This window comes from Isoptericola haloaureus, from assembly GCF_036689775.1.
Lineage (GTDB): Bacteria > Actinomycetota > Actinomycetes > Actinomycetales > Cellulomonadaceae > Isoptericola > Isoptericola haloaureus.
In genome coordinates, this window is sequence record NZ_JBAGLP010000118.1 from 662,059 (window position 1) to 686,446 (window position 24,388).

The following is a 24,388-nucleotide window of genomic DNA, read 5'->3' on the forward strand; positions in this document are numbered from 1 at the left end:
ACCTCCACCCTGAGAGCAGGAGGTGGTCAGCGTGTTCGAGCACAGTTCTCTTCGTGTCCTGTCCCTCTACGAGGGATTCTTCTCCGGCGGTGCGCGTGTGCTGCACTCGACCGTCGTGTCCGGTCTGCACACCCACGGCCACCAGCAGCACTCGGCCCTCAGCATCCACGACGCCGTGCGACGCGAGACGATGCTGCAGCGGATGCAGGACGACCCGCGGTACCGGTCCCTGCGGTCGGTCGGCGTGCGGATCTCCACCCTCGGTCGGTCGACCGACGACGACCACGACCCCCGGACCTTCACCGACGCCGAGATGGAGATCGCCGCCCGCGAGGCCACCGGCGTCGACGTCGTGATGTCCCTCAAGGAGCAGCCGCTGCGCCTCGCCGTGCACCCGGGCTTCCCGGACCGCCCCGTGGTGGCCTGCCTGCACCGCAGCGACCCGGAGCACTCGGGCGCGGCGCTGGACGACCTCAAGGCCGCCGCCGACAGCGGCCGGCTCGTCGCCGGCATCTGCTGCGCGGAGTCCACCAAGGAGGCCTACGCCGCCGCCGGCGTCCCGGAGCACCTGCTGCGGGTCGTGCCCAACGGCATCGACCTCACCCGCTACCACCCGCTGCGCCGCGTCCGGCGCATGGCGCTGCGCGGTGCGCACGGCATCCCGGCCGACGCCACCCTGGTCGCCTACGCGGCCCGCTACGACGCCATGAAGAACCCCCGGCTCTTCCTGGCCGCCGCCCGCGCCTTCCTGGAGCGGGAGCCCGCCGGTCACGTGATGATGTGCGGCGCCGGCATGACCACGGAGAACACCGGCCTGGTCGCGGACCTCGAGGAGACCTTCGGCGACCGTCCGGACCTGCTGGCACGGGTCCACCCGCAGGGCGTGCGCCGGGACATGGAGAACGTCTTCGCGATGGCCGACGTCGTGGCCCTCACCTCGGCGTTCGGCGAGGCCGCCCCGCTGTGCCTCATCGAGGGCGCGATGAGCGGCGCCGTCCCCGTCACCACCCCGGTCGGCGACAGCGCCCGCCTGGTCGAGCGCATCGGGTTCGTCACGAGCTTCGACGCCGAGGAGATCGCCGAGACGTGGATCGAGGCAGCGGCCCGGCGCGGCGAGCTGCGCGGCGCGCTCACTGCCGCACGCCAGCGGTTCAGCCACGTGCGGATGCTGTCCGGCTACGCCCAGGTGCTCGAGCAGGCGTTCCGCGGCACCGGCCTGCAGGTCGCCGCCTGAGGGTCCGGCCGCGACACCGCTCCGCCACGACGAACGGCGGGGGTTCGACCCCGACGGCACGGTCGCGCTCACGGGCGCTGCGCGCCCTGCGCTTCCCGCTTGACGACCGTGCCGTCGGGGTCGGACCCCCGCCTGCTGCTCGTCCTGCTCAGCCGGCGTTCGGCGGCAGCGGCACCTCCGTGTAGTCGGTGTCCGAGGCGAGGTAGAAGCCCGGGTAGGAGGGCTGGTTGTACGCGGTCTGCTGGCGGGCGACCTCCGCGCGGTACTGGGGGTCGTGCAGCAGCGTGTACATCTTGGTGTCCGTCACCTCGGTCGAGGTGTAGAGCCGGATCTCGGAGGAGTCGGCCGACCGCACGAGGATCTCCTCGCGCCAGTCACCGAGGACGTCGGCGATCAGACCGGCGTTGCCCTTGGTGTCGTTGTTGGTCAGCGTGCCCTCCAGCACGCGCTCGGAGCCGGAGGCCCAGTCGACGATCTTCGGCTCCCACTCGCGCACGTCGTTCGAGAGGCGGTCGTAGTCGAAGACCTGCGTGGACCCGTCCGCGGCCCAGCGCACCGACTGGTTCGTCCCCGGGGTCGACGCCGACAGCGTGTTCCAGTCGGAGTCGAGCAGACCGGAGGCGTCGGTGCCGCCCGGCATGGAGGACCACATCTCGATGCCCGGCACGTCCGGCCGGACGTCGCCGATCATCCCGCGACCGGTGTCACGGCCCGAGTAGACGCCCTCGATGACCTCGCCGGTGGCGGCGTCGAGCAGCGAGGTGCCGAACGGGGCCCACGGACCGCCCTCGTGCACCATGAACGCCTCCAGGCCAGGGCGCTCGGGCAGGATGTCGGTGACGTGCATGGCGTCGCCGTGCCCCAGTCCCGCCTCGGCCCCGGGGTTCGCGGACTCGGGCGGCATCTCGGCCGTGGCGTTCCACAGCAGCGAGCCGTCGTGGTCGATGGCGGCGGCACCGTAGAGGATCTCCTGCTTGCCGTCCCCGTCGAGGTCGGCCGACGACATCGAGTGCTGGCCCTGCGTGGTGATCCGGCCGAACTCGGGGTCGGTGCCCGGGGTGCCGTGCGGGCCGTCGTTGAACGGGTTGTCCATCGGCGTCCACCCGGAGTCGACGTTCCACCGCTGCGTCAGCTCACGGCCGTCCCAGTCGTAGGCGACGAGCGTGGTGCGCGTGTAGTAGCCGCGGGCGAACACGGCCGAGGGGTGCTCGCCGTCGAGGTAGGAGACGCCGGCCAGGAAGCGGTCGACCCGGTTGCCCGGCTCGATGCGGGACATGGCGTAGTCGCCCCACCGCAGCCCGTCGTCGTACCGGGCGGGCGTGTAGTCGACGGTCTCGAGCGGCTTGCCGGACTTCCCGTCGAAGACCGAGAGGTACTCGGGGCCGGAGACGACGAAGCCCTCGAAGGTGCGCAGGTCGTTGCGGCCGCTGCGCGCGGGAGCGTAGACGTCGACGAAGTACTCGGCCGTGGCCCGGGCGTCCGCCGCGGACAGCGGGTACCCGTAGTCCGGGAGGTAGTTCTCCGAGGTGGGGTCGTCGATGCCGGGCATCGCGTCGGCGAACGCCTCCTTGAGGGTGGCGGGCCACTGGCCGGAGGACACCTCGGGGTTCTCGGTCCAGCCGGCGAACATGTCGACGACGTGCTCGAGGTAGTCGTCGGCGCTCATGCGGTAGTCGTCGTCGTGCGTGATGCCGGCGGCGACGTCGTCCGCCGGGATCTGCACGTGGCGGGTGTCCTTGACCTGCCCGCTCGGGGTGTAGCGCGTGACCTTCGTGCCCGGGGCCGTCTTGACCATGACCTCGGCCCGGCCGTCCCCGTCGAAGTCGTAGACGGGGAACTGGGTGTAGTGGGCTCCGGACCGGATGTTGACGCCGAGGTCGATGCGCCAGAGCTGGGTGCCGTCCATCTCGTAGGCGTCGAGATAGGTGTTGCCGGTGTAGCCCTTCTGGGAGACGTCCTTGGCGTTGGAGGGGTCCCACTGGACGACGAGCTCGAGCTCGTCGTCGCCGTCGAGGTCGGCCACCGACAGGTCGTTCGCGGAGTAGGTGTACTCCTCGCCGACCGGGGTGACGCCGTCGTCGGGCTTGTTCATCGCGATCGCCCGGTGGTCCTGGGCCCACGGCGTGACGACGGCGGAGCGGTCGCGCCGCTGCTCCGTGCCGTCGACGACGGGCACGACCCGGTAGCGGGAGTCCGGAGTCCCGGCGGTGTCGAGGTAGTTGGTGGAGTCGGTGACGGTGGCGATCCTGTCGCCGTCGCGGTAGACGGCGAAGTCCGCCCCGGTCATGCCGTCGGACGTGGCGCCGGTGACCTCGGAGCCCAGGAGGCGCCAGCCGAGGTAGACGCCGTCGTCGATGGTGACGGCGACCAGCCCGCGGTCGAGGGCCTCGAGCTGGACGGTGTCGTCCGGCCCGGCGTGCGAGGGCGGTACCGCGGTGGCGGCCGCCGTCGGGACGATGAGGCTGCAGGCCGCGGCGCTCGCCGCCAGCCAGGTGGTCCTGCGTCGTCGCATCAGGTTCCTTCCATGCGTCGTTGCATCGATGAACACGCTCGACGGAGGTGACCACGTCGGCACGCCGGTCGGCGTCCTCGCCACAGCGTCGGAGCGTTGAACCGACATCTTGTATCGATTCACGCACGAGCCTAGGGCACGTCGGCGACATGTGCCAGGGGCACGCATCCGTCGCCTCCCGTTGCCCCGCCGGGACGGGACCACGAGGATCGGAGGTGTCCGGAACCCTCCGGACGCCGTGTCGCGGGAGGTGCAGCGATGCCCCGAGCCGCCGCGCCCGGCGGGCCGCCGCCGGCACCGGTCGCGGTGCACCCCGCCTCGGACCTCGACGACGTCACCGCTCTCGTCGGCCCCCGACGCCCGGACGCGACCGTCTGCTTCTGCCTGGGCTACCGGATCGGGTCCGCGGAGAACCGGCGCCTGCGCGGACCGGCGCGGCGCGAGCGGGTGCGCGAGCTCTGCGCCGAGGACCCGCCGCCCGGCGTCATCGCCTCCCTCGGCGGCGAGCCCGTGGCCTGGGCCGCGATCCACCCCCGCGCGGACACGGCCTTCGCGCGAAGCCGTTCGATCCCGCACGTCGACGACCTCGACGTGTGGTCGCTGTGGTGCCTGCGCGTGCGGCCCGGGTACCGCGGGACCGGCCTGACCGCACCGCTGATCGCCGGAGCCGTCCGGTTCGCGCTGGATCGCGGCGCACCCGCCGTCGAGGCGTACCCGCTGGACAACCGGGGCGAGACCGTCGACACCACGATGGCCTACGTCGGCACCCGGGCGATGTTCGAGCGTGCGGGGTTCCGGGTCGCCGCCGCGACGTCGTCGCGGCTCGACGGCTTCCCACGCGTCCTGATGCGCCTGGCCCCCGGCGACGAGAGCTGACGAGCGCTGATCCTCAGCGCGCGGTGGACTCGCGCAGCACGACCTCGTGCCCGACGGAGGCGCCGACGTCGGCACCGTCCTCGGACACGGCGGCCGCCACGGCCAGCCGCCCCATCTCCTCCAGCGGGATGTGCACCGTGGACACGGCCGGGACGTGGTCGTGGAGGGTGGGGATGTCGTCGAAGCCCGCCACCCGGACGTCGCGGGGCACGCCGACACCGATATCGCGCAGCCGGGCGATCAGACCGATCGCCATGACGTCGCTCACCGCGAAGACGCACGGGGTGTCGAGACCATCGGCGACCGCGGCGCGCGCCAGCTCGGCGACCCGGTCGCCGGCCGCGTACCCGCCGTCGCGGGAGAACTCGCGCTCGACGACCTCCACGACCTCGCCGCCGCCGGCGGTCACGGCCTCGGCGAACGACCCGGCGCGCTCCTGCGCCGTGCGGACGCGGCTCGCGGCGCTGAGCAGGACGAACCGCCGGTGCCCCTCGGCCAGCAGCGCGGTCGCGAGGTCCGCGGCACCCTCGGCGTTGGGCGGACGCACCACGACGGCCGGTCCCAGCGGCTGCCCGACGACGACCGCGCGCCCTCCGGACGCCTCGAACGCGGCGAGCTCGGCGGCCACCGGAGCGTCCTCCTCGGCCGACCACCGGGTGCCGACCACGACGACGGCGTCGACCCGGTGGGCGGCGAAGGCCGCGACGGCGTCGTGCTCGGCGGACGGGTCGCGGTCGGTGGAGGCCAGCAGGACCATGCGCCCGTGCTCGCGGGCGGCCGCCTGCGCACCGGCGGCGATCGAGGAGAAGTAGGGGTCGGAGATGTCCTGCACCACGAGACCGAGCAGGCCGGTGCGCGACCGGGCCAGGGCCTGGGCCTGCGCGTTGACGACGTAGCCGAGCTCCGCCGCGGCCGCGCGCACACGGCTGACCAGCTCGGGTCCGGGCTGGCGCGCCGACCCGTTGAGCACACGCGACGCGGTCGCCAGGGACACCCCGGCCCGGTCGGCGACGTCCTGCAACCGCGCTCTGGCCACCTGATCCTCCTCGTCCGCTGCGGACCGGCCGTCCGCGGGGCGGACCGGGCCGGACGGCGACTGCTTGACGTGCCGCGGGAGACACCTTACCGTGAGACCGGAAAGCGCATTCCGTGCCGACCGCACCCGCTCTTGCCGAGCCGCGGCAGCTCTCGCCGCACGGCAGCACCGCAGCGACGCCCCGCGCGTCCGACGAAGGAGTCCGTCCGTGACCACCACCCGCACCCTGCGCATCGCCATGAACGGCGTGACCGGCCGCATGGGGTACCGCCAGCACCTGCTCCGCTCCATCCTGCCGATCCGCGAGCAGGGCGGCGTGACCCTGCCGGACGGCAGCCGCGTGCAGGTCGAGCCGATCCTCGTGGGTCGCAACGAGGCCAAGCTCGCCGACCTCGCCGCGAAGCACGGCATCAGCGAGTACACGACCGACCTGGACGGCATCGTCCACGCCGAGGACACCGACATCGTGTTCGACGCCGCGATGACCAACCTGCGCCCCGAGACGCTGTCGAAGGCGATGAAGGCCGGCAAGCACGTCTACACCGAGAAGCCGACGGCCGAAACCCTCGCCGAGGCGATCGACCTCGCGAAGCTGCGCGACGAGACCGGCGTGACCGCCGGCGTCGTGCACGACAAGCTCTACCTGCCCGGCCTGGTCAAGCTGCGTCGCCTGGTGGACGAGGGGTTCTTCGGCCGGATCCTGTCGCTGCGCGGCGAGTTCGGCTACTGGGTGTTCGAGGGCGAGACCCAGCCGGCCCAGCGCCCGAGCTGGAACTACCGCTCCGAGGACGGCGGCGGCATGACCACCGACATGTTCTGCCACTGGAACTACGTGCTCGAGGGCATCCTGGGCACCGTCAAGACGGTCAACGCCCAGACGATCACCCACATCCCCACCCGCTGGGACGAGCAGGGCAAGCCCTACGACGCCACCGCCGACGACGCCGCCTACGGCATCTTCGAGATGGCCACGCCCGACGGCGACCCCGTCGTGGCGCAGATCAACTCCTCCTGGGCCGTGCGCGTGTACCGCGACGAGCTCGTCGAGTTCCAGATCGACGGCACGCACGGCTCCGCCGTCGCCGGCCTGTTCAAGTGCGTCTCCCAGCAGCGTTCCAACACGCCCAAGCCGGTCTGGAACCCCGACCTTCCCGTCACCGAGTCGTTCCGCGAGCAGTGGACCGACGTGCCCGCCAACGCCGAGCTGGAGAACGGCTTCAAGGCGCAGTGGGAGGAGTTCCTGCGCGACGTCGTCGCCGGGCGCGAGCACCGCTTCGACCTGCTGTCCGCCGCCCGCGGCGTCCAGCTCGCCGAGCTCGGCCTGCAGTCCTCGTCCGAGGGCCGTCGCCTCGACGTCCCGGAGATCACGCTGTGAGCGCCGCGGTGACGGGCGCCGCCGGCGCCCCGGTGCTCGAGGCCAGCGGCGCGACCGTGCGGCTGCCACGGTTCGACGACGGCGGTCGCGTCGCCGGGACCGAGGTGCGCGAGCTCAACGCCCCCGGCCCGTGGCAGGCGCCGACCGGGCCGATCCGGTCGCGGGTCGCCTTCGCCGCCGCGCACGTCGTCCCGCAGGTCGGGGCCGAGAACGTGCCCGGCGCCCCCGCCGTCGTCGACTGGGACGCCACCCTCGCCTACCGCCACCAGATCTGGCGGTACGGCCTGGGCGTCGCCGACGCCATGGACACCGCCCAGCGCGGCATGGGTCTGGACTGGGCCGCCACCCAGGAGCTCGTGCGCCGCTCGGCCGCCGAGGCCGCGTCCGTCGGCGGCGCCATCGCCTGCGGCGCCGGCACCGACCAGCTCGACCCCGCCCGCGTGGCCGGGTGGCAGCGCGGGGACACGGCGGCCCTGGACGCCGTGGTCGACGCCTACTGCGAGCAGGTCCGGGTCGTGCAGGGGGCCGGTGCGCAGGTCATCGTCATGGCTTCCCGCGCGCTGGCGAAGGTCGCCCGGTCCGCCGAGGACTACGCCCGGGTCTACGACGCGGTGCTCGCCGAGGCCGACCAGCCGGTGGTCCTGCACTGGCTCGGCACGATGTTCGACCCGGCACTGGCCGGCTACTGGGGCTCGGACTCGGTCGAGACCGCGACCGCGACCTTCCTGGACGTCATCCGCGCCCACCAGGACAAGGTCGACGGCGTCAAGGTCTCGCTGCTCGACGCCCAGCACGAGGTCGGCCTGCGCCGGTCGCTCGCGGCGCTGGACGGGTCGCGCGTGCGGCTGTACACCGGCGACGACTTCAACTACCCCGAGCTCATCACGGGTGACTCCCAGGGCTACTCCGACGCGCTGCTCGGCATCTTCGCGGCGATCTACCCGGCGGCGTCCACCGCGCTGCAGGCGTTCGACGCGAACGAACCCGCTCAGGGGCACGCCATCCTCGCCTCGACCGAGAAGCTCGGGCGGCACATCTTCGCCGCGCCGACCTACTACTACAAGACCGGCGTGGCGTTCCTCAGCTGGCTGAACGGCTTCCAGGACGGCTTCCAGCTCGTCGGCGGCCTGCACTCCGGCCGGTCCCTGGCCCACCTGGTCACGCTGGCCCGGCTGGCCGACGACTGCGGCATGCTGCTCGACCCGGACCTGGCCGCGGTGCGGCTGCGGGCGCTGCTGACGACGAACGGGGTCGACTCGTGAGCGCGAGGAGCCCCCGCGGAGGGACGCCGAGGAACGAGGTGTACCGCAGCGAGGCACCGCAGCGGTCACGCAAGGAGGGAATCGCATGAGCGCGCAGAGAGCGGACCTGTCGCGCTGCTCGTTGAACACCGCCACGGTCAAGCACGCCTCGCTGCCCGAGGCCGTCCAGGCGGCAGCCGCCGCCGGGATGGGCGCCGTCGGGCTGTGGCGGCACCAGGTCGCCGAGCACGGCGCCGAGACCGCCCGCGCGATCGTCGAGGACGCCGGGCTGACCGTCTCCTCGCTGTGCCGCGGCGGGTTCCTCACGGCCGCCACGGACGAGGGCGTCCGCGACGCGATCGCGGAGAACACCCGGGCGATCGAGGAGGCCGCCGGGGTCGGGACGCGCGAGCTCGTGTTCGTCGTCGGCGGCCTGCCGGGGTCCTCCCCCGAGGCGCCTCCGGCTCCCGGCACCGACCGTGACGTCGTCGCGGCCCGTGCCCGGGTGGCGGACCGGCTGGCCGACCTCGCGCCGATCGCGGCGGAGCACGACGTGCGGATCGTCCTCGAGCCGCTGCATCCGATGTTCGCCGCCGACCGCGCGGTGATCTCCACGCTGGGCCAGGCGCTCGACCTGTCCGCCCCGTTCGACGCCCGCACCGTGGGCGTCGTGGTGGACACCTACCACGTCTGGTGGGACCCCGAGCTGCGGGGGTCGATCGAGCGGGCCGGCCGCGAGGGGCGGATCGCGAGCTACCAGGTCTGCGACTGGAACCTGCCGTTCGGCGCCACGGCGCTGAACTCGCGCGGGCACGTCGGCGACGGGTACATCGACTTCGCGACGATCTCGTCCTGGGTGCGCGACGCCGGGTACACCGGCGACGTCGAGACCGAGATCTTCAACGAGGGGATCTGGGCGGCGGACCCGGTCAAGACCGCGCGGACGGTCGCGGAGCGCTACGCGGAGCACGTCGCCCCGCACCTCTGACCGTCCTTCCGTCGGGGACGTGCGCACGACCCGAGCTGTGGGCACCACCCTCGCTGTGGGCATGAAATATGCAGTCCTCCCCCACCGGAGGGCTGCATATTTCATGCCCACAGCACTGACGGGAACCGCGGGCGCGCGCCGTTCGTCGTACCGTGTGGCCCGTCGACACCCCTTTCCGTCGGCGGGCCACCAGTCCCAAGCACCCCGAAGGTCCCGATGAGCTCGAACACCGCCCCGATCCTGCGCGCCTCCGGCCTCTCCGCCGGCTACGGCGGCCCCGACGTCGTCCGCGACATCGACCTCGAGCTCACCACCGGCTCGGCGCCCGTCGGTATCGTCGGCCCGTCCGGCGCCGGCAAGTCGACGATCGTGCGGGCACTGGTCGGCCGTGTGAAGCCGACCAGCGGGCACGCCACGTGGCACGGCCGCACGGTCAGCCGCATCGGCCTGCGGGACAAGAAGGCCTTCCGCACCCAGGTCCGCCGGGTCGCCCAGGAGGGCATCGCCGACGTCGATCCCCGCTGGACCGTCGACCGCGTGCTGGGCAAGGCCCTGTCGGACGCCCGCAAGGCCGGCCGCGCCTCGGGCCGGACCGTCGAGGAGCTGCTCGACGACGTCGCGCTCGCGCCGCGGTTCGCCGTCCGCCAGGTCGGGACCCTGTCCGGCGGGGAGAAGCAACGCCTCGCCCTGGCCTCGGCGCTGGCGACGCGCCCCGACGCGCTGCTGCTCGACGAGCCGCTCACCGCCGTCGACCCGGCGATGCGCGGCGAGGTCGTGCGCCGGCTCGCGGACGCGACCGCGGACCAGGGCACCGCCGTGCTGCTCGTCACCCACGACCTGGAGCTCGTCGAACGGCTCTGCCCCACCGTGCACGTGCTCGGCGACGGGACGTTCGTCGCCTCCGGGAGCCTGTCGCAGGTCCTGTCGACGGCCGAGCACCCCGTGGTGCGTGAGCTCGCCGAGGCGGCGCCGCAGGCCGTGCAGCGCTTCCGCTGACGACGGCACGGAGCGGCCGCCCTCCCCTTCCCCGCCGACGGGCGGCGGCCCGGGGCCGGTTGTAGGCTCGACGCCGGATCGTTCTCGGAGTCCAGCACGGGGTGAGGAGTAGGGATGCTCGTCCGGCTCGGTGGTGCAGGATGACCGACGCCACCCACCCCGACCACGTCCTGGCCCGCTGGACGGTCGAGTCCGCCGACGACCTCGCCCGTATCCGGACCGACCTCGACCACGCGCTGCAACGCCTGGCGGACGGCACCTGCGACTGCTGCCTGGCCCCGTCGGGCGCCGAGCCCCAGCACGTCGTCCTCATCGCCAACGAGCTGGCGTCCAACGCCCTGGAGTACACCGGCGGCCCGGCCGGCCTGGAGCTGCGGTGCGACGGGACGACCGCCGTCGTCTCCGTGACGGACCCGCGGCCCGACCTCCCGCCGGTCCTCAGCCCGCACCGCGACCTCGGCAAGGGCGGATTCGGGCTCCAGCTCGCCCTGCGCGTCGCCGACGACGTCGGCTGGTACAGGGACTCCGCGTGGGAGAAGCGCGTGTGGGCACGGTTCACGCTCGCCGCCCCGGACCGGGCGCGCGACAGCGCCGGGACCCCGGGCCACGACGGACCCGGGGCGCCGGCAGCGCTCAGCCGTTGACGAGCTGGGGTTCGTAGCGCCGCAGCCGCGAGGAGCGGCGCACGACGTCCCGCAACCGGGTCAAGTCGCCGTCGAGCGTCCCCACGGCCCGCGCCTGGACCACGACGTTGCCGAGGGCCGCGCCCTCGACGGGTCCGGCGACGACGGGCAGACCCGTGGCGGCCGCCGTGAGCCGGCACAGCAGCTCGTTCTGCGAGCCGCCGCCCACGACGTGCAGCACCTCGACGTGCCGCCCCGACAGCCGGGTCACCTCGTGCAGCACCCGCCGGTAGGCGTCGGCGAGGGAGTCCAGGATGCAGCGCACCGTCTCGCCGACGCTCTCGGGCACCGGCTGTCCGCCGGCCCGGGCCGCCGCGGCGATCCGGGCGGGCATGTCCCCGGGCGGGAGGAACTCGGGGGCGTCGACGTCGACCACGGTCCGACGCGGCTGGGCCTCGGCGGCGGCCGTGAGCGCCTCGTCCAGCGTGACCTCCGTGCCCGCCTCCTGCCAGGTGCGCAGCGTCTCCGAGAGCACCCACAGCCCCATGACGTTCTTGAGGTAGCGCACCGTGCCGTCGACGCCGAGCTCGTTGGTGACGTTCGCCTGCCGGCTCTCCTCGGTGAGCACCGGGGCGTCCAGCTCGACGCCCACCAGCGACCAGGTGCCGGAGGAGACGTAAGCGAACCGTTCGTCCTTGGCGGGCACGCCGACGACGGCGGAGGCCGTGTCGTGCGACCCGACCGCGACGACCGGGACGGCACCCAGCCCCGTGGCGTCCTGCACACGTTCGGTCAGGTGCCCGACGACGGTCCCCGGCTCGACGACGTCGGCGAGCTTGGCTCGCAGGTCGCCCAGCTCGGGGTACTCGCGCTGCAGGGCGTCGAGGACCGGACCGGACCACTGCCGGGTGGTCGCGTCCAGCAGCCCGGTCGTCGAGGCGTTGGTGACCTCGGCGACCGTCACCCCGGTGAGCCACGAGCCGAGGAGGTCGGGAATCAGCCGGATCGAGTCCACGAGCGGCCACACGGCGTCGTGCCGGGCGGCCACGAGCTGGAACTCGGTGTTGAACGGCAGGGTCTGCAGCCCGTTGACGCCGTAGTGCTCGCCGGGACCGAGCCTGCCGAGCACCTCCTCCGCCACACCGCTCAGCCGGGGGTCGCGGTGGTGACGCGGGTTGGCCAGCAGCGAGCCGTCGGCGGCGAACAGGCCGTGGTCGACAGCCCAGGAGTCGATGCCGATCCCGGCGATCTCGACACCCCGCTCCCGGGCGAGGGCCCCGGCGGCGCGGAGGCCGTCGAGGGTCCCTCGCCACAGATGCAGCAGGTCCCAGTGCAGCGCGGTGCCGTCGGACCCGGGGATCTCGACGGGGCCGTTGCCGAACCGTGCGACCTCGGTGAGGTCGACGTGCTCGTCCCCGGCCCCGCCGGTCACGACGCCGAGCATCACCCGGCCGCTGGTCGCCCCGAGGTCGACGGCGACGAACGCGCTCATCGCAGGAACGCCTGCGCCACACCCGCGTCGACGGGAATGTGCAGTCCGGTCGTGTGCGAGAAGTCCGCGGTGCACAGCGAGAACGCCACGTTCGCGATGTTCTCCGGCAGCACCTCGCGCTTGAGCAGCGTGCGCTGGGCGTAGAACTTGCCGAGCTCCGACTCCTCGATGCCGTAGGTCTTGGCCCGGTTGGCGCCCCACCCGGAGGCGAAGATGCCCGACCCGCGCACGACGCCGTCGGGGTTGATGCCGTTGACCTTGATCCCGTGCTCGCCGAGCTCGGCGGCCAGCAGGCGCACCTGGTGGGCCTGGTCGGCCTTCGTCGCCGAGTAGGCGATGTTGTTCGGACCGGCGAACACCGAGTTCTTGGACGAGATGTAGATGATGTCGCCACCGAGCTGCTGGTCCACGAGGATCCGTGCGGCGTGCTTGGACACCAGGAACGAGCCCTTGGCCATGACGTCGTGCTGCAGGTCCCAGTCGTCGGCCGTGGTCTCGAACAGCGACTTGGACAGCGACAGCCCGGCGTTGTTGACGACGATGTCCACGCCGCCGAACGCGAGCACGGCCTCGTCCAGCGCGGCCCGGATCGCGGCCTCGTCGGTGACGTTCGCGGCGAGCCCGACGGCGACGTCGGTCGACCCGATCTCCGCGGCGACCCCCTGCGCCTTCTCGGCGTCCAGGTCGGCGATCACGACGCAGGCGCCCTCGGCGGCGAGCCGCTCGGCGATGGCCTTGCCGATGCCGGAGGCCGCGCCGGTGACGAACGCGATGCGGGTGGCCAGCGGCTTCGGCTTGGGCTTGCGCTGCAGCTTGGCCTCCTCGAGCGCCCAGTACTCGATGCGGAACTTCTCCGAGGTGTCGATCGGCTGGTACGTCGACAGGGCCTCGGCACCGCGCATCACGTTGATGGCGTTGACGTAGAACTCGCCGGCCACCCGGGCGGTCTGCTTGTCACCGCCGTAGGAGAACATGCCCACGCCGGGGACGAGGACGATCGCGGGGTCGGCACCGCGGATCGCGGGCGGCTCCTCGCCGCGCTCGCGCGCCTCGGCGGCCCCCTGCTCGTAGTAGGCGGTGTAGTCGGCGCGGTACGCCTCGTGCAGCTCCGGCAGCCGCTCGACGATCTCCTCGACGCTGGCGGTCGCCGGCAGGTCGATCACCAGCGGCTTGACCTTGGTGCGCAGGAAGTGGTCGGGGCAGGAGGTCCCGAGCTCGGCGAGGCGGGGGTGCTCGGCGTGCGCTAGGAACTCCAGCACCGGCTCGGAGTCGGTGAAATGGCCGACCTGCGGCTTGTCGTGCGAGGCGACGGCGCGCAGGTGCGGGGCCAGCGCGGCGGCCTTGGCGCGGCGCTCGGCCTCGGGCAGCGCGCCGTAGCCGTCGAGCGCCGGGCCGAAAGGCTCGGCCTTGCCGTGCTCGGCGATGTAGGCCGCCGCCGTGTCGATGATCCACAGCGAGTTGGCCTCGGCCTCCTCGGCGGTGTCGCCCCACGCGGTGATGCCGTGGCCGCCCAGCACGGTCCCGATCGCGTCGGGGTTGGCCTTCTTGATCTCGGCGATGTCCAGTCCGAGCTGGAAGCCGGGCCGACGCCACGGCACCCACACGACCTTGCCGCCGAAGATGGTCGCGGTCAGGTCCGGGCCGTCGACGGCGGTGGCGATCGCGATGCCGGAGTCCGGGTGCAGGTGGTCCACGTGCTTGGCGTCGACGAGCCCGTGCATGGCGGTGTCGATGCTGGGGGCGGCGCCGCCCTTGCCGTGCAGGCAGTAGTCGAACGCCGCGACCATCTCGTCCTCGCGGTCGACGCCCGGGTAGACGTCGACCAGAGCGCGCATGCGGTCCAGGCGCAGCGCGGCCAGGCCCTTCTCGGTCAGGGTGCCCAGGTCGCCGCCGGAGCCCTTGACCCACAGCAGCTCGACGTCCTGACCGGTGACGGGGTCGGTCTCGACGCCCTTGGCGGACGTGTTGCCGCCGGCGTAGTTCGTGTTCTTCGGGTCGGCGCCCAGGCGGTTGGACCGCTCGACCAGAGCGGCAACGGTCTCGTTCGTCATCGAATGCTCCACAAGGTGGTGTGTCGGTGGATCAGGCGGGTGGTTCGTGGGTGGTCCCGACCAGCACGTCGGACGTGAGCCAGGCGCTGATGCGCGCGAGGCTGCGCGCACACCCGGGGTCGTCCGGCTGGTTGAGGTGACCGTGGAGGGTGTCGTCCTCGCGCACGACCATGACGTCCGTGCCGGCGACGGCCAGCTCGGCGGCGTAGGCCTCCCCGGAGGACCGCAGCGCGTCGTGGTCGGAGGTGACGATCAGGGTCGGCGGCAGGCCACGGAGGTCGTGCCCGGCCGGGAACGCGTACGGGGAGTCCGGGCCGCGCTCGTGTCCGAGGTAGTGGTCGTTCATGGCCCGCACTGCCGCCGGAGGATAGCTCCGGTCCGGCGGCAGCGCGGCGATCTTGGTGGCCAGCTCGGGCCACGGGTCCGGCAGCTCGTGGTGCGCCACCGGGTAGGCGAGCACCACGCTGCGGGGGACGGTGCGCGCGGTCGACGACGGCGGGACCGGCGCGGCGTCGGTGTCCCCGGCGGCGGCGTCGCGCAGCCGCAGCGCCACGCCCGCGGCGAGGTTCCCGCCGGCGCTGGCCCCGCCGAGGGACCAACCGCCTGCCGGGACGCCGAGGTCGGCGTCGACCGCCCAGGCGAAGGCGAAGGCCAGCTCCTGGGACGCGACCGGGAAGCGTGCGCCGTCGGTGGCGGCGAGCATCCGGGCCAGGCCCTTCTCGAGCCCGTCGTCGGCCAGCACGGCGTGGTGGTCGAACGCGGGGGCCAACGCGTAGTCGACGCTGACGACGGCGACACCGCCGGCGGCGAGGACGCGGGCGACGTGGTCGGCCTCCGGCATGTCGAGGTCGCCGTGCATGAACGCCCCGCCGTGCGCCCAGACCAGCCCGGCCGCGGGAGCGCCGGAGCCGGGCCGGTACACCCGGACGCGCAGGTCGCCGTGCGGGCCGGCGAGCACCTCCTCACGGATGCTCGCCGTCGCCGTCGACGCCGTCGTCGTGCTCATGCCTCAGGCGCCCCAGCCGGCCTGCTGACCGCCCACGCGCTCGGCGGCGATCTTCGGCAGGTAGCCCGACTCGGCGAACGCGGCCATGGGGTCGGCCGGCAGGCCGCGCTTCTCGCGGTACTCGGCGAGCAGCGGGCGCACGTCGGTGTAGAAGGCGTCCATGTAGATCGCGTTGGCCCCCAGGACGTCGCCGTTCTCCTGCGCCGCGGTCAGGGCCTCCCGGTCGAGGAGCAGCGCGCGGGCGGTCATCTCCTGGACGTTGAGCACCGACCGGATCTGGCCGGGGACCTTGTCCTCGATGTTGTGGCACTGGTCGAGCATCAGCGCGACCTGGGAGCCCTCGTCGAGGCCGCCGCCGCGGATGACCTCGGCCATGATGCGGAAGAGCTGGAACGGGTCGGCGGCACCGACGATGAGGTCGTCGTCGGCGTAGAACCGCGAGTTGAAGTCGAAGGAGCCGAGCTTCCCGAGCCGCAGGAGCTGGGCGACGATGAACTCGATGTTGGTGCCCGGGGCGTGGTGGCCGGTGTCGAGGCAGACGAACGCCTTCTCGCCGAGCGCGGCGACCTGGGCGTAGGAGGTGCCCCAGTCCGGCACGTCGGTGTGGTAGAACGCCGGCTCGAAGAACTTGTACTCGAGCACCATGCGGTGGTCGTCGCCGAGCCGGCCGTAGATCTCGGTCAGCGCCTCGTGCAGCAGGTCCTGGCGGGTGCGGATGTCCGCCTGCCCGGGGTAGTTCGAACCGTCGGCCAGCCAGATCTTCAGGTCCTTCGACCCGGTGGCGTGCATGATCTCGATGCAGTCGAGGTGATGGTCGATCGCCTTCCGGCGGACCGCGCTGTCGGTGTGCGTCAGCGAGCCGAGCTTGTAGACGTCGTCCTGGAACGTGTTGGAGTTGATCGTCCCGAGGTCGACGCCCTGGTCGTTGGCGTACCGGCGCAGCGCGGCGTAGTCGTCGACCTTGTCCCAGGGGATGTGCAGCGCGACGGTGGGGGCCAGGCCGGTGAGCCGGTGGACCTGGGCGGCGTCGGCGATCTTCTCCTCGGGGGTGCGCGGCGTGCCCGGGGTGGAGAACACCTTGAAGCGGGTGCCGGAGTTGCCGTAGGCCCAGGACGGCACCTCGATGGCGAGGCGGTCCAGGACCGGGGTGATGTCGTCGAAGCTGGGCATGGTGTCCTTCTCTCAGTCCTGGTCGTCCGCGGCGTCCGCGGCGGCGAGCTGCGTCTCGAGGTGGAAGACCGGCGTCAGCTCGGTCATGGTCGCGTCCGGTCCGTCGCCGTCGAAGAACTCGGCCATCTCGGCCTGCCAGCGGGCGTTGACCTCGGTCAGCCCCATCCGGGCCCGCGCGGCGTCCGGGTCGGCGCTCTCGAAGTAGCCCACGACCTGACCGTCGGGTGCGGTGAAGATCGAGTAGTTCTCCCAGCCGGCCTCGTGCAGGGCCCGCAGCATCTCGGGCCAGACCTCGCCGTGGCGGCGACCGTACTCCTCCAGCCGGTCCGGGTGGACCCGGAACTGGAACATGACCCGGCGCTTGCCGTCGTCTCCCACTGTTCCTCCTCGCATCATCGTCGACGCGCGATGAATCGTTTCAACGCCTCCAAGGTACCCGTGTCCTCCCGTGCGGCGCAAGAGCCGTCCTCACCGACGCAGGGAAGCGGTTTCCAGCCTACCGGCGCGGCGGGCGGCGGCGGACCGCCCGAACCGATACGATCCGTGGCACCACTGCCACCGCTCACCTCCGGCGGCAGCGCACGCTACTGTCGACGGGGAGAGGAAGCATGCCACCGCGCACCAAGCGCCGGACGTCCATCGCCGACGTCGCCCGGCTCGCCGAGGTCTCGGTCGGCACCGTCTCCAACGTGCTCAACCGTCCCGACCGCGTCTCCCCCACCACCCGGGAGCGCGTCGAGGCAGCGATCACCGAGCTCTCCTTCGTGCGCAACGGTTCGGCCCGTCAGCTGCGGGCGGGCACCATCACCACCGCCGGCGCGATCGTCCTCGACGTGGCGAACCCGTTCTTCACCGACGTCGCGCGCGGCATCGAGGACCGGCTCGAGGAGGCCGGGTACACCCTCATGCTCGCCAGCTCGGACGAGGACCCCGACCGGGAGGCCCGCTACCTCAAGCTGTTCGAGGAGCACGGGGTCCAGGGCGTCATGGTGGTCCCCTCCGGCCCGGACATCGACCACCTGCGCACCCTGCACGACCGCGGCCTGCGCGTCGTCCTGCTGGACCGACCCTCCACCGACCCCGCACTGTCGTCGGTGGCGGTGGACGACCGCGCCGGAGCCGCGGCCGCGGCCCGCCACCTGATCGACCTCGGCCACGAGCACCTGGCCTTCCTCAACGGCCCGCACACGATCCGGCAGTGCGCCGACCGCTCGGCCGGTATCCACGACGCCCTCGTCGAGGCCGGTCTCGACCCCGCGACGTGCCTGGAGGAGATCACGATCACCGCGCTCAACGCGGACGGCGGCCAGGCCGGGACCGAGCGGGTCCTCGCCATGGAGCGCCGGCCCACCGCGACCCTGTGCGTCAACGACCTCACGGCGCTCGGCGCCCTGCGCACCCTGCGCGCGGCCGAGGTGCCGGTCCCGTCGGGCATGGCCGTCGTCGGCTACGACGACGTCACCTTCGCCGGCGAGCTCGCCACCCCGCTGACGTCGGTCCGCCAGCCCATGCACGCCCTGGGCTACCGCGCCGCCGACCTGCTCCTGGCCGACGACGAGACCGCCGAGCAGGTCGTCTTCCAGCCCGAGCTGGTCGTGCGGGAGTCCACCACCGGAACGGGATGACATGACGGAACGCCGCACGACGACCCGACCCGCCCAGCGCCCCACCGCACCGCACGCACCGCTGCCCGCACCCGTGTGGCGCGACCCGGTGCACGACGGCGCCACCGACCCGCTCGTCGTCCGGCATCCCGACGGCGACTGGCGGATGCTGTGGACGCAGCGCAGGCCGGCGGCCCACGGACCGGGCGTCACCTGGGTGCACGGCACCGACCTCGGGGTCGCGACGTCCGACGACGGCGGCGCGACCTGGCGCTACCTCGGCACCCTCGGAGCCGCCGACGGGCTGCCGGTGACCGGCACGGCACCCCGCGACACCTACTGGGCGCCCGAGGTCGTGGAGGTCGACGGGACGTTCCACATGTACCTCACCGTCGTACCCGGCGTCCCGGACCGGTGGGAGGGGAACGACCGCAGGATCCACCACCTGACCAGCCTCGACCTGGAGCGGTGGACCGACCACGGCCCGCTGCCGCTGAGCTCCGACCGCGTCATCGACGCCTGCGTCCACCGTCTGCCCGACGGCGGGTGGCGGCTCTGGTACAAGGACGAGGCCGACGGCTCGACCACCTGGGCCGCGGACTCGCCCGACCTGTGGACCTGGACGGTGCACGGGCAGGTGATCGGCGGACGCCCCCACGAGGGCGCGAAGACGTTCCGGCTGTCGGGCCGGTACTGGATGATCGTCGACGAGTGGCGGGGACAGATGGTCTACCGGTCGGACGACCTCGAGCACTGGGAGCCGCACGGCCTGATCCTCGAGGAGTCGGCGGACCGGCCCGACGACGTGGCTCCCGGGCACCACGCCCACGTCGAGGTGCTCACCGACGACCCGGACGCCCCGGACGCCGTCGCGTGGATCGTCTACTTCACGCACCCCGGGCGCTCCGTCGCCGACCCGGACTCCGTCGAGGGCCGCCGATCGAGCGTCCTCGTCGCCGAGCTGCGGGTCGACGCCGGTCGACTCGTGTGTCACCGCGGCGACGTCCGCTCCCGCCTGCCGTGCTGACGACCCGCGCCGGCGACCGGTCACCCTGGACCATCGTCCGCCCGAACGCCGAGGGCCCGACCGGGATCGTCCCGGTCGGGCCCTTCAGCGGGTGACCCTCAGATCAGGCGCGGCGGCGCAGCCAGAGGATCGTTCCGCCGGCGGCGAGGAGCGCGAGAGCCCCGAGCGCGAGGAACGTGACCTCGGAGCCGGTCTGCGGCAGCTCCTCGGGCTCGTCGGACGGCGGCGTCGGGGCCTCCGACGGTTCGGTCGACGGCTCGTCGGACGGCGACGGCGTGGGCGTCGCCGAGGGCGACGGCGACGCGCTCGGTGACGGCGTGCTCGACGGGGTCGGCGTCGGCGACGGCTCGTTGGGCGGCGTGCTCGACGGTGTGGGCGTGCTCGACGGGGTCGGAGACGGCGTGGGCGTCGTCGACGGGGTCGGAGACGGCGACGGCTCGTTGGGCGGCGTCGGCTCGACGACCTGGCGTACGGAGACGTGGCTGATCTCCTGCAGCTGGTCGTTGCCGTTCGTCGAGGGCGACTCGACCGTGTACTCGGTCACGCCCGGGCTCAGGTCGATGTACTCGACCGTCGTCGCGGACTTCACGCAGACCTCGGTGATGAGGTATCCCGGGTCCGCCGTCACGGTGTACGACGTCTCGTCGATGTCCTCGGTCTTGGTCCAGTCTCCCCCGTCGGGGCAGACCTCCTGAGCCGAGGTCTGGACGGTGGCGGCGCTCGCGGGCAGAGCGCCGGCGCCGGGCAGCAGCGCCAGGGCACCGAGCAGCAGCAGCGCAGCGGTGGCGATCATCGCGATCGGCAGGCGGAGACGTGCAGCGGTCATCGCTGGAGCTCACTCTCTGAGGGCGGGGTGACGACGTCCGAAGATTAGAGGAAGGACACCCGGCCGCGGAAGACCGCCGCGCCGACCGTGACACCGCTGTGATGTGTCCCAGGAAACCATATCTGTCGTCTCTGCCCGTTTTTCCAGGCTTTTCCTGACGATCGGGACCCGGGCCGAGCCCGGGCCACCCGCGAACTTCACCCGGTCCACGACGCCGTGCCAGGTCGCCCGGGGACGCGCGAGGCCCGCCCGGGACCGTTCCCGGGCGGGCCCTCACGTCAGCTCACGCCCGGCGGCGCAGCCAGAGGAACGCTCCGCCGGCCGCGACCAGGGCGAGCGCACCGACCGCGATCAGCGTGACGTTCGACCCGGTCCGGGGCAGCTCGTCGGTGTCGGACTCGGCCTCGACCGTCGGCGACGACGTCGGCTCGGCGGAGGGCTCCTCCTCCGGCGTCGCCTCGTCACCGGGCTCGGACGGTTCCGGCGACGGCTCCGCGGACGGCTCCGGCTCCGGCTGCGGCGGGACCGCGGCGCACACCGGCGTGGCCTCGGGGTAGGCCAGCTCGACCGCGACCTCGGGGTTCACCACGAGGGTGGCGTCGATGTCGCCCCGGGTCCAGGCGTAGTTGCCGTTGGTCTGGACCCAGGTGCCGTCCTCGAGCCGGGTCCACCCCGGCCACCCGGTCGGCGTCACGCCGTCGTCGGCCACGGAGGCACCGGGCCACAGGGTGCGACCGGACAGCGTGCCGTCCGCGCCGAGAGTCCCGAGCTCCAGCGTCTCGACGTGCGTGCCGTCGGTGAGCTCGAGGATCACGGCTCGCTCCGACACCTGGTCGTCCGGGTCGGTCAGAGTCACGTCGAAGACGATCCACGGCGCATCGGCGACGCACTCACCGGCCGCGAGCGAACCAGCCAGCGACGGCTCCACCGGCTCGGGCGTCGGCTCCTCCGACGGCGTCGGGCTCGGCGACGGCTCCTCCGACGGCGTCGGCGTCGGGCTGGGCTCCTCCGACGGCGTCGGGCTCGGCGACGGCTCCTCGGACGGCGTGGGCGACGGGCTGGGCTCCTCCGACGGCGTCGGGCTCGGCGACGGCTCCTCCGACGGCGTCGGGGTCGGCGACGGTGAGGGCTCCGGCTCGTCGCACTCGACGAACCCTTCCCAGTGGTAGTTCGTCCCGTCGACCTGCACCCACTCGAAGACGTAGCGGGTCCAGCCGGGCCACTCGTCCAGGGTCGTCGGGTCGAAGTTCTGCACACCCGTCCACCGCTCGGTACCGAGGTGGAAGTTGAAGGTCCGCGTGGCGTCCGTGTCGAGGTTGCGGACACGGATGTTGACGTCGTTGCCGGAGACGCCGTCCGGGTAGGTCACCGTCAGCCCGGCCTGGCAGGTCGGCGCGGGGTAGGGCCAACCACCGTTGTCCTCGATCTCCCGGACGGAGACGTGGCTGATGTCCTGCGTGCTGCCCTGGCCGTTGACCGACGGCGAGACGATCAGGAAGCTCGTGGCGGGCGGGTCGACCGTGATGGTCTCGACGGCCTGTGCGGACTTCACGCAGACCTCGACGATCAGGTGGCCCGGGCTGGCCTCGGCGAGGTACTCGGTGCCGGTCAGACCGTCGACCTTCGACCACTCACCGTCGTCGGGGCAGGTCTGCTGGCCGTTCCCGTTCCCATTCCCGTTTCCGTTGCCGGTGGAGACCCCACCTCCCCCCGGGGTGGCGGACGCACCGGGCAGCGCCACGAGGGCGCCCAGGAGCACCATCACGGCAGCGGCGATCATCGCGATCGGTAGACGTAGTCGAGCAGCGGTCATCGCTGGGAACTCACTCTCAGGGGGCTCGGCGTGGAGAGACGGCGCGGGCAGCCTAGGGGAGCCGGAGGCAACAGCGGAAGCCGGCGGACGGGCCCTCGGGCGGCGGTGCAATGCCCGGTGACTCCCCATCTGTCCCCGCGGCCCGTCTTTCCGGGCTTTTCGGGTCTGGCCACGGCGTGCACACCGTGCGACCTGCGCCAAGATTTCACCCGCTGGGGTGCGAGGTCGGGGCGTCGTGGCCGATCAGGCCCCCTGGAACCGTCAGGGACCGGCGCCGGCACGAGCCACCGGGTGCGCGAAGGACGTTCAGGTTTTGAATCGATTTATGGCACACTGGTCGCCATGCAACGACGCGTGACTCCTCCCCCCTTCGACCCTGCCGCCGTCCGCCCGTGGAACGCGCGGGTCGACGGCCTGGGCTACGGCGGGGACTACAACCCGGAGCAGTGGCCCGACGACGTCCGGCAGGACGACCTGCGCCTGATGCGCGAGGCCGGGGTCAACATCCTCAGCGTCGCGATCTTCTCGTGGGCCACGATCGAGCCGCGCGAGGGCGAGCTGGACTGGACCTGGCTCGACGAGACCATGGACCGCCTGCACGCGAACGGCGTCCAGGTGGCGCTGGCCACCGCCACGGCCTCTCCGCCGCCCTGGCTCACCCGCAAGCACCCGGAGATCCTGCCGCGCCGCGCCGACGGGACCGTGCTGCACCAGGGCGCCCGTCAGGCCTACGCCGTCACGCACCCGCTGCACCGCGAGTACGCCCTGCGCATGGCGACCCGGATGGCCGAACGGTACGGCGAGCACCCGGCGCTGGCCCTGTGGCACGTCGACAACGAGATCGGGTGCCACGTCCCGCGCGACTACTCGGACAGCGCGGCGGCGGCGTTCCGCGTCTGGCTCGCCGAGCGCTACGGGACCGTCGACGCCCTCAACGAGGCCTGGGGCACGGCCTTCTGGTCGCAGCGCTACGCGACGTTCGACGACGTCCTGCCCCCGCTGGTCGCCCCGATGTCGAGCAACCCCACCCAGCAGCTCGACTTCGACCGGTTCAGCTCGGACGCGCTGCTGGGCTACTACCGGGACCAGCGCGACACCCTGCGCGAGATCACCCCGCACGTGCCCACGACGACGAACCTCATGACGACGTCCACCACCAAGGGCATGGACTACTACTCGTGGGCCGACGACCTCGACGTCGTGGCGAACGACCACTACACGATCGCCGCCGACCGGGACCGGCACGTCGAGCTGGCCCTGTCGGCCGACCTGGCCCGGGGCGTGGCCGGCGGCGACCCGTGGATCCTCATGGAGCACTCGACCTCGGCGGTCAACTGGCAGCACCGCAACCGCAGCAAGCTCCCCGGCGAGATGCTGCGGAACTCGCTGCAGCACGTCGCCCGCGGAGCCGACTCCGTGATGTTCTTCCAGTGGCGCGCCTCCCGGGCCGGTGCCGAGAAGTTCCACTCGGCGATGGTCCCGCACGCGGGCGAGGACACCGACGTCTGGCGCAACACGGTCGAGCTCGGCCGGGTGCTGCGCCGGCTCGGCGAGGTCCGTGGCTCCCGCGTGCGCTCCCGCGCCGCGATCGTCGTCGACTATCCCGCCTGGTGGGCGGCCGAGCTCGACTCCCACCCGACGCAGGACCTCGACTACATGGCCGAGGTGCGGTCCTGGTACGCCGCGCTGTGGCAGCACGGCGTCACGGTCGACCTGGTGAGCCCCCGCAGCGACCTCGACGGCTACGAGCTGGTCGTCGTCCCGACGCTCTACCTGGTCGACGACGCCGGGGCCGACGCCCTCGCCGCGGCCGCCGAGCAGGGCGCCACCGTGGTCGTCACGTTCTTCTCCGGCATCGTCGACCAGCACGACCAGGTGCGGCTCGGCGGCTACCCCGGGGCGTTCCGCGACCTGCTCGGCGTCCGCACCGAGGAGTTCTACCCGCTCCAGGTCGACGAGCGCCTCCAGGTCTCCGGCAAGGCCGTCGAGGGCGAGGCCCGCGCCGACCTGTGGAGCGAGAAGACCCACCTCGCGCCGGGTACGGAGGCGGTCGCCACGTACGACGACGGAGCACTGGCCGGACGGCCCGCGGTCACCCGTCGAGCCGTGGGGACCGGCACCGCCTGGTACGTCGGGACCCGCCTGGACGAGGCCGGGACCGTGGCCCTGGCCGGTCGGCTCGCCGAGGAGGCCGGGGTGCTGCCCGACGTCGCGGCCCCCGCCGGCGTCGAGGTCGTCCACCGGCACGCCGACGACGGGCGGACCTCCTGGCTCTTCGCGATCAACCACGGCGACGACGAGGCCGTGCTCGACGGCGTCTCGGGTGCGGAGCTGCTGAGCGGGACGACGGTGGACGGTGCGCTGCCCGTGCCGGGCGGCGCGGTGCGGGTGGTCCGGCAGACGTCCGGCGCCTGACGCCGCGCACGGTTCCGCTCCCCCACCCCCGTCGACCCCCGTCGCCCCCGTCGACCCCCGTTGTGGGCATGAAATCTGCAGTTCAGGACGGGTCCTGACCTGC

General features: G+C 72.9%; 19 protein-coding genes. 10 read left to right on the forward strand and 9 right to left on the reverse strand.

Annotated features, from left to right (window positions below; genetic code table 11):
• Positions 1–31 precede the first annotated feature (31 nt).
• Positions 32–1,234, forward strand: a complete 1,203-nt coding sequence (locus V5O49_RS13180) for a glycosyltransferase (RefSeq protein ID WP_332902599.1) — start codon at positions 32–34, stop codon at positions 1,232–1,234.
• 148 nt (positions 1,235–1,382) lie between these two features.
• Here the strand turns inward: V5O49_RS13180 and V5O49_RS13185 are convergent, their stop codons facing one another.
• Positions 1,383–3,746, reverse strand: coding sequence for a rhamnogalacturonan lyase (locus V5O49_RS13185; protein ID WP_332902600.1), 2,364 nt, complete (start codon positions 3,744–3,746; stop codon positions 1,383–1,385).
• 258 nt (positions 3,747–4,004) lie between these two features.
• Here V5O49_RS13185 and V5O49_RS13190 point away from each other — a divergent pair, with 258 nt between their 5' ends.
• Complete coding sequence (locus tag V5O49_RS13190; RefSeq protein ID WP_332902601.1) at positions 4,005–4,622, forward strand: GNAT family N-acetyltransferase; 618 nt, start codon at positions 4,005–4,007, stop codon at positions 4,620–4,622.
• A gap of 13 nt (positions 4,623–4,635) precedes the next feature.
• On the opposite strand, the gene V5O49_RS13195 is transcribed toward V5O49_RS13190, so the two are convergent.
• The gene (locus V5O49_RS13195; RefSeq protein ID WP_332902602.1) at positions 4,636–5,658 is read right to left on the reverse strand and encodes a LacI family DNA-binding transcriptional regulator; all 1,023 of its coding nucleotides are present in this window, start codon (positions 5,656–5,658) and stop codon (positions 4,636–4,638) included.
• Between the two features lie 238 nt (positions 5,659–5,896).
• On the opposite strand from V5O49_RS13195, the gene V5O49_RS13200 reads away from it, so the two are divergent.
• The 5 genes from V5O49_RS13200 (at position 5,897) to V5O49_RS13220 (ending at position 10,902) form a co-directional block, all read left to right on the forward strand.
• Positions 5,897–7,033 carry a Gfo/Idh/MocA family protein gene (locus tag V5O49_RS13200; protein ID WP_332902957.1) on the forward strand — a complete coding sequence of 379 codons (1,137 nt, stop codon included), beginning with the start codon at positions 5,897–5,899 and terminating at the stop codon, positions 7,031–7,033.
• 62 nt (positions 7,034–7,095) lie between these two features.
• Positions 7,096–8,295, forward strand: a complete 1,200-nt coding sequence (locus V5O49_RS13205; protein WP_405001195.1) for a dihydrodipicolinate synthase family protein — start codon at positions 7,096–7,098, stop codon at positions 8,293–8,295.
• Positions 8,296–8,380: 85 nt separating this feature from the next.
• Positions 8,381–9,262, forward strand: a complete 882-nt coding sequence (locus tag V5O49_RS13210) for a sugar phosphate isomerase/epimerase family protein (protein ID WP_332902603.1) — start codon at positions 8,381–8,383, stop codon at positions 9,260–9,262.
• A 216-nt stretch (positions 9,263–9,478) separates the two neighbouring features.
• Positions 9,479–10,258: an ABC transporter ATP-binding protein gene (locus V5O49_RS13215; protein WP_332902604.1), complete on the forward strand. Its 780-nt coding sequence runs from the start codon at positions 9,479–9,481 to the stop codon at positions 10,256–10,258.
• Positions 10,259–10,398: 140 nt separating this feature from the next.
• Positions 10,399–10,902 carry an ATP-binding protein gene (locus tag V5O49_RS13220; protein ID WP_332902605.1) on the forward strand — a complete coding sequence of 168 codons (504 nt, stop codon included), beginning with the start codon at positions 10,399–10,401 and terminating at the stop codon, positions 10,900–10,902.
• Here the strand turns inward: V5O49_RS13220 and V5O49_RS13225 are convergent.
• Genes V5O49_RS13225 through V5O49_RS13245 form a run of 5 tightly spaced genes read right to left on the reverse strand, consistent with a single transcriptional unit; the run spans position 10,892 to position 16,978 of the window.
• The gene (locus V5O49_RS13225) at positions 10,892–12,373 is read right to left on the reverse strand and encodes a rhamnulokinase (protein ID WP_332902606.1); all 1,482 of its coding nucleotides are present in this window, start codon (positions 12,371–12,373) and stop codon (positions 10,892–10,894) included. The two genes, V5O49_RS13220 and V5O49_RS13225, sit on opposite strands and share 11 nt — an antisense overlap.
• Positions 12,370–14,424 carry a bifunctional aldolase/short-chain dehydrogenase gene (locus V5O49_RS13230; RefSeq protein ID WP_332902607.1) on the reverse strand — a complete coding sequence of 685 codons (2,055 nt, stop codon included), beginning with the start codon at positions 14,422–14,424 and terminating at the stop codon, positions 12,370–12,372. The genes V5O49_RS13225 and V5O49_RS13230 overlap by 4 nt, the downstream gene beginning before the upstream one ends.
• A gap of 31 nt (positions 14,425–14,455) precedes the next feature.
• Positions 14,456–15,430, reverse strand: a complete 975-nt coding sequence (locus V5O49_RS13235) for an alpha/beta hydrolase fold domain-containing protein (RefSeq protein ID WP_332902608.1) — start codon at positions 15,428–15,430, stop codon at positions 14,456–14,458.
• A gap of 3 nt (positions 15,431–15,433) precedes the next feature.
• Positions 15,434–16,600, reverse strand: coding sequence for an L-rhamnose isomerase (gene rhaI / locus V5O49_RS13240; RefSeq protein WP_332902609.1), 1,167 nt, complete (start codon positions 16,598–16,600; stop codon positions 15,434–15,436).
• A 12-nt stretch (positions 16,601–16,612) separates the two neighbouring features.
• Entirely contained in the window at positions 16,613–16,978 is a 366-nt protein-coding gene (locus V5O49_RS13245) for an L-rhamnose mutarotase (RefSeq protein WP_405001182.1), read from the reverse strand.
• A gap of 230 nt (positions 16,979–17,208) precedes the next feature.
• Here V5O49_RS13245 and V5O49_RS13250 point away from each other — a divergent pair, with 230 nt between their 5' ends.
• Together V5O49_RS13250 and V5O49_RS13255 are read left to right on the forward strand one after the other, a co-directional pair.
• Positions 17,209–18,225 carry a LacI family DNA-binding transcriptional regulator gene (locus V5O49_RS13250; RefSeq protein ID WP_332902610.1) on the forward strand — a complete coding sequence of 339 codons (1,017 nt, stop codon included), beginning with the start codon at positions 17,209–17,211 and terminating at the stop codon, positions 18,223–18,225.
• A 1-nt stretch (position 18,226) separates the two neighbouring features.
• Positions 18,227–19,231 (forward strand): glycoside hydrolase family protein, encoded by a 1,005-nt coding sequence (locus V5O49_RS13255; protein WP_332902611.1) that lies wholly within the window; start codon positions 18,227–18,229, stop codon positions 19,229–19,231.
• A 103-nt stretch (positions 19,232–19,334) separates the two neighbouring features.
• Here the strand turns inward: V5O49_RS13255 and V5O49_RS13260 are convergent, their stop codons facing one another.
• Positions 19,335–20,057, reverse strand: a complete 723-nt coding sequence (locus V5O49_RS13260) for an LPXTG cell wall anchor domain-containing protein (RefSeq protein WP_332902612.1) — start codon at positions 20,055–20,057, stop codon at positions 19,335–19,337.
• Between the two features lie 283 nt (positions 20,058–20,340).
• A complete protein-coding gene (locus V5O49_RS13265) occupies positions 20,341–21,837 on the reverse strand; it encodes an LPXTG cell wall anchor domain-containing protein (RefSeq protein WP_332902613.1) in 1,497 nt (498 codons plus the stop codon).
• 375 nt (positions 21,838–22,212) lie between these two features.
• Between V5O49_RS13265 and V5O49_RS13270 the strand changes: the two genes are divergently transcribed.
• On the forward strand, positions 22,213–24,285 hold the full coding sequence (locus tag V5O49_RS13270) for a beta-galactosidase (protein ID WP_332902614.1): 2,073 nt from the start codon (positions 22,213–22,215) through the stop codon (positions 24,283–24,285).
• Positions 24,286–24,388: the final 103 nt, after the last annotated feature.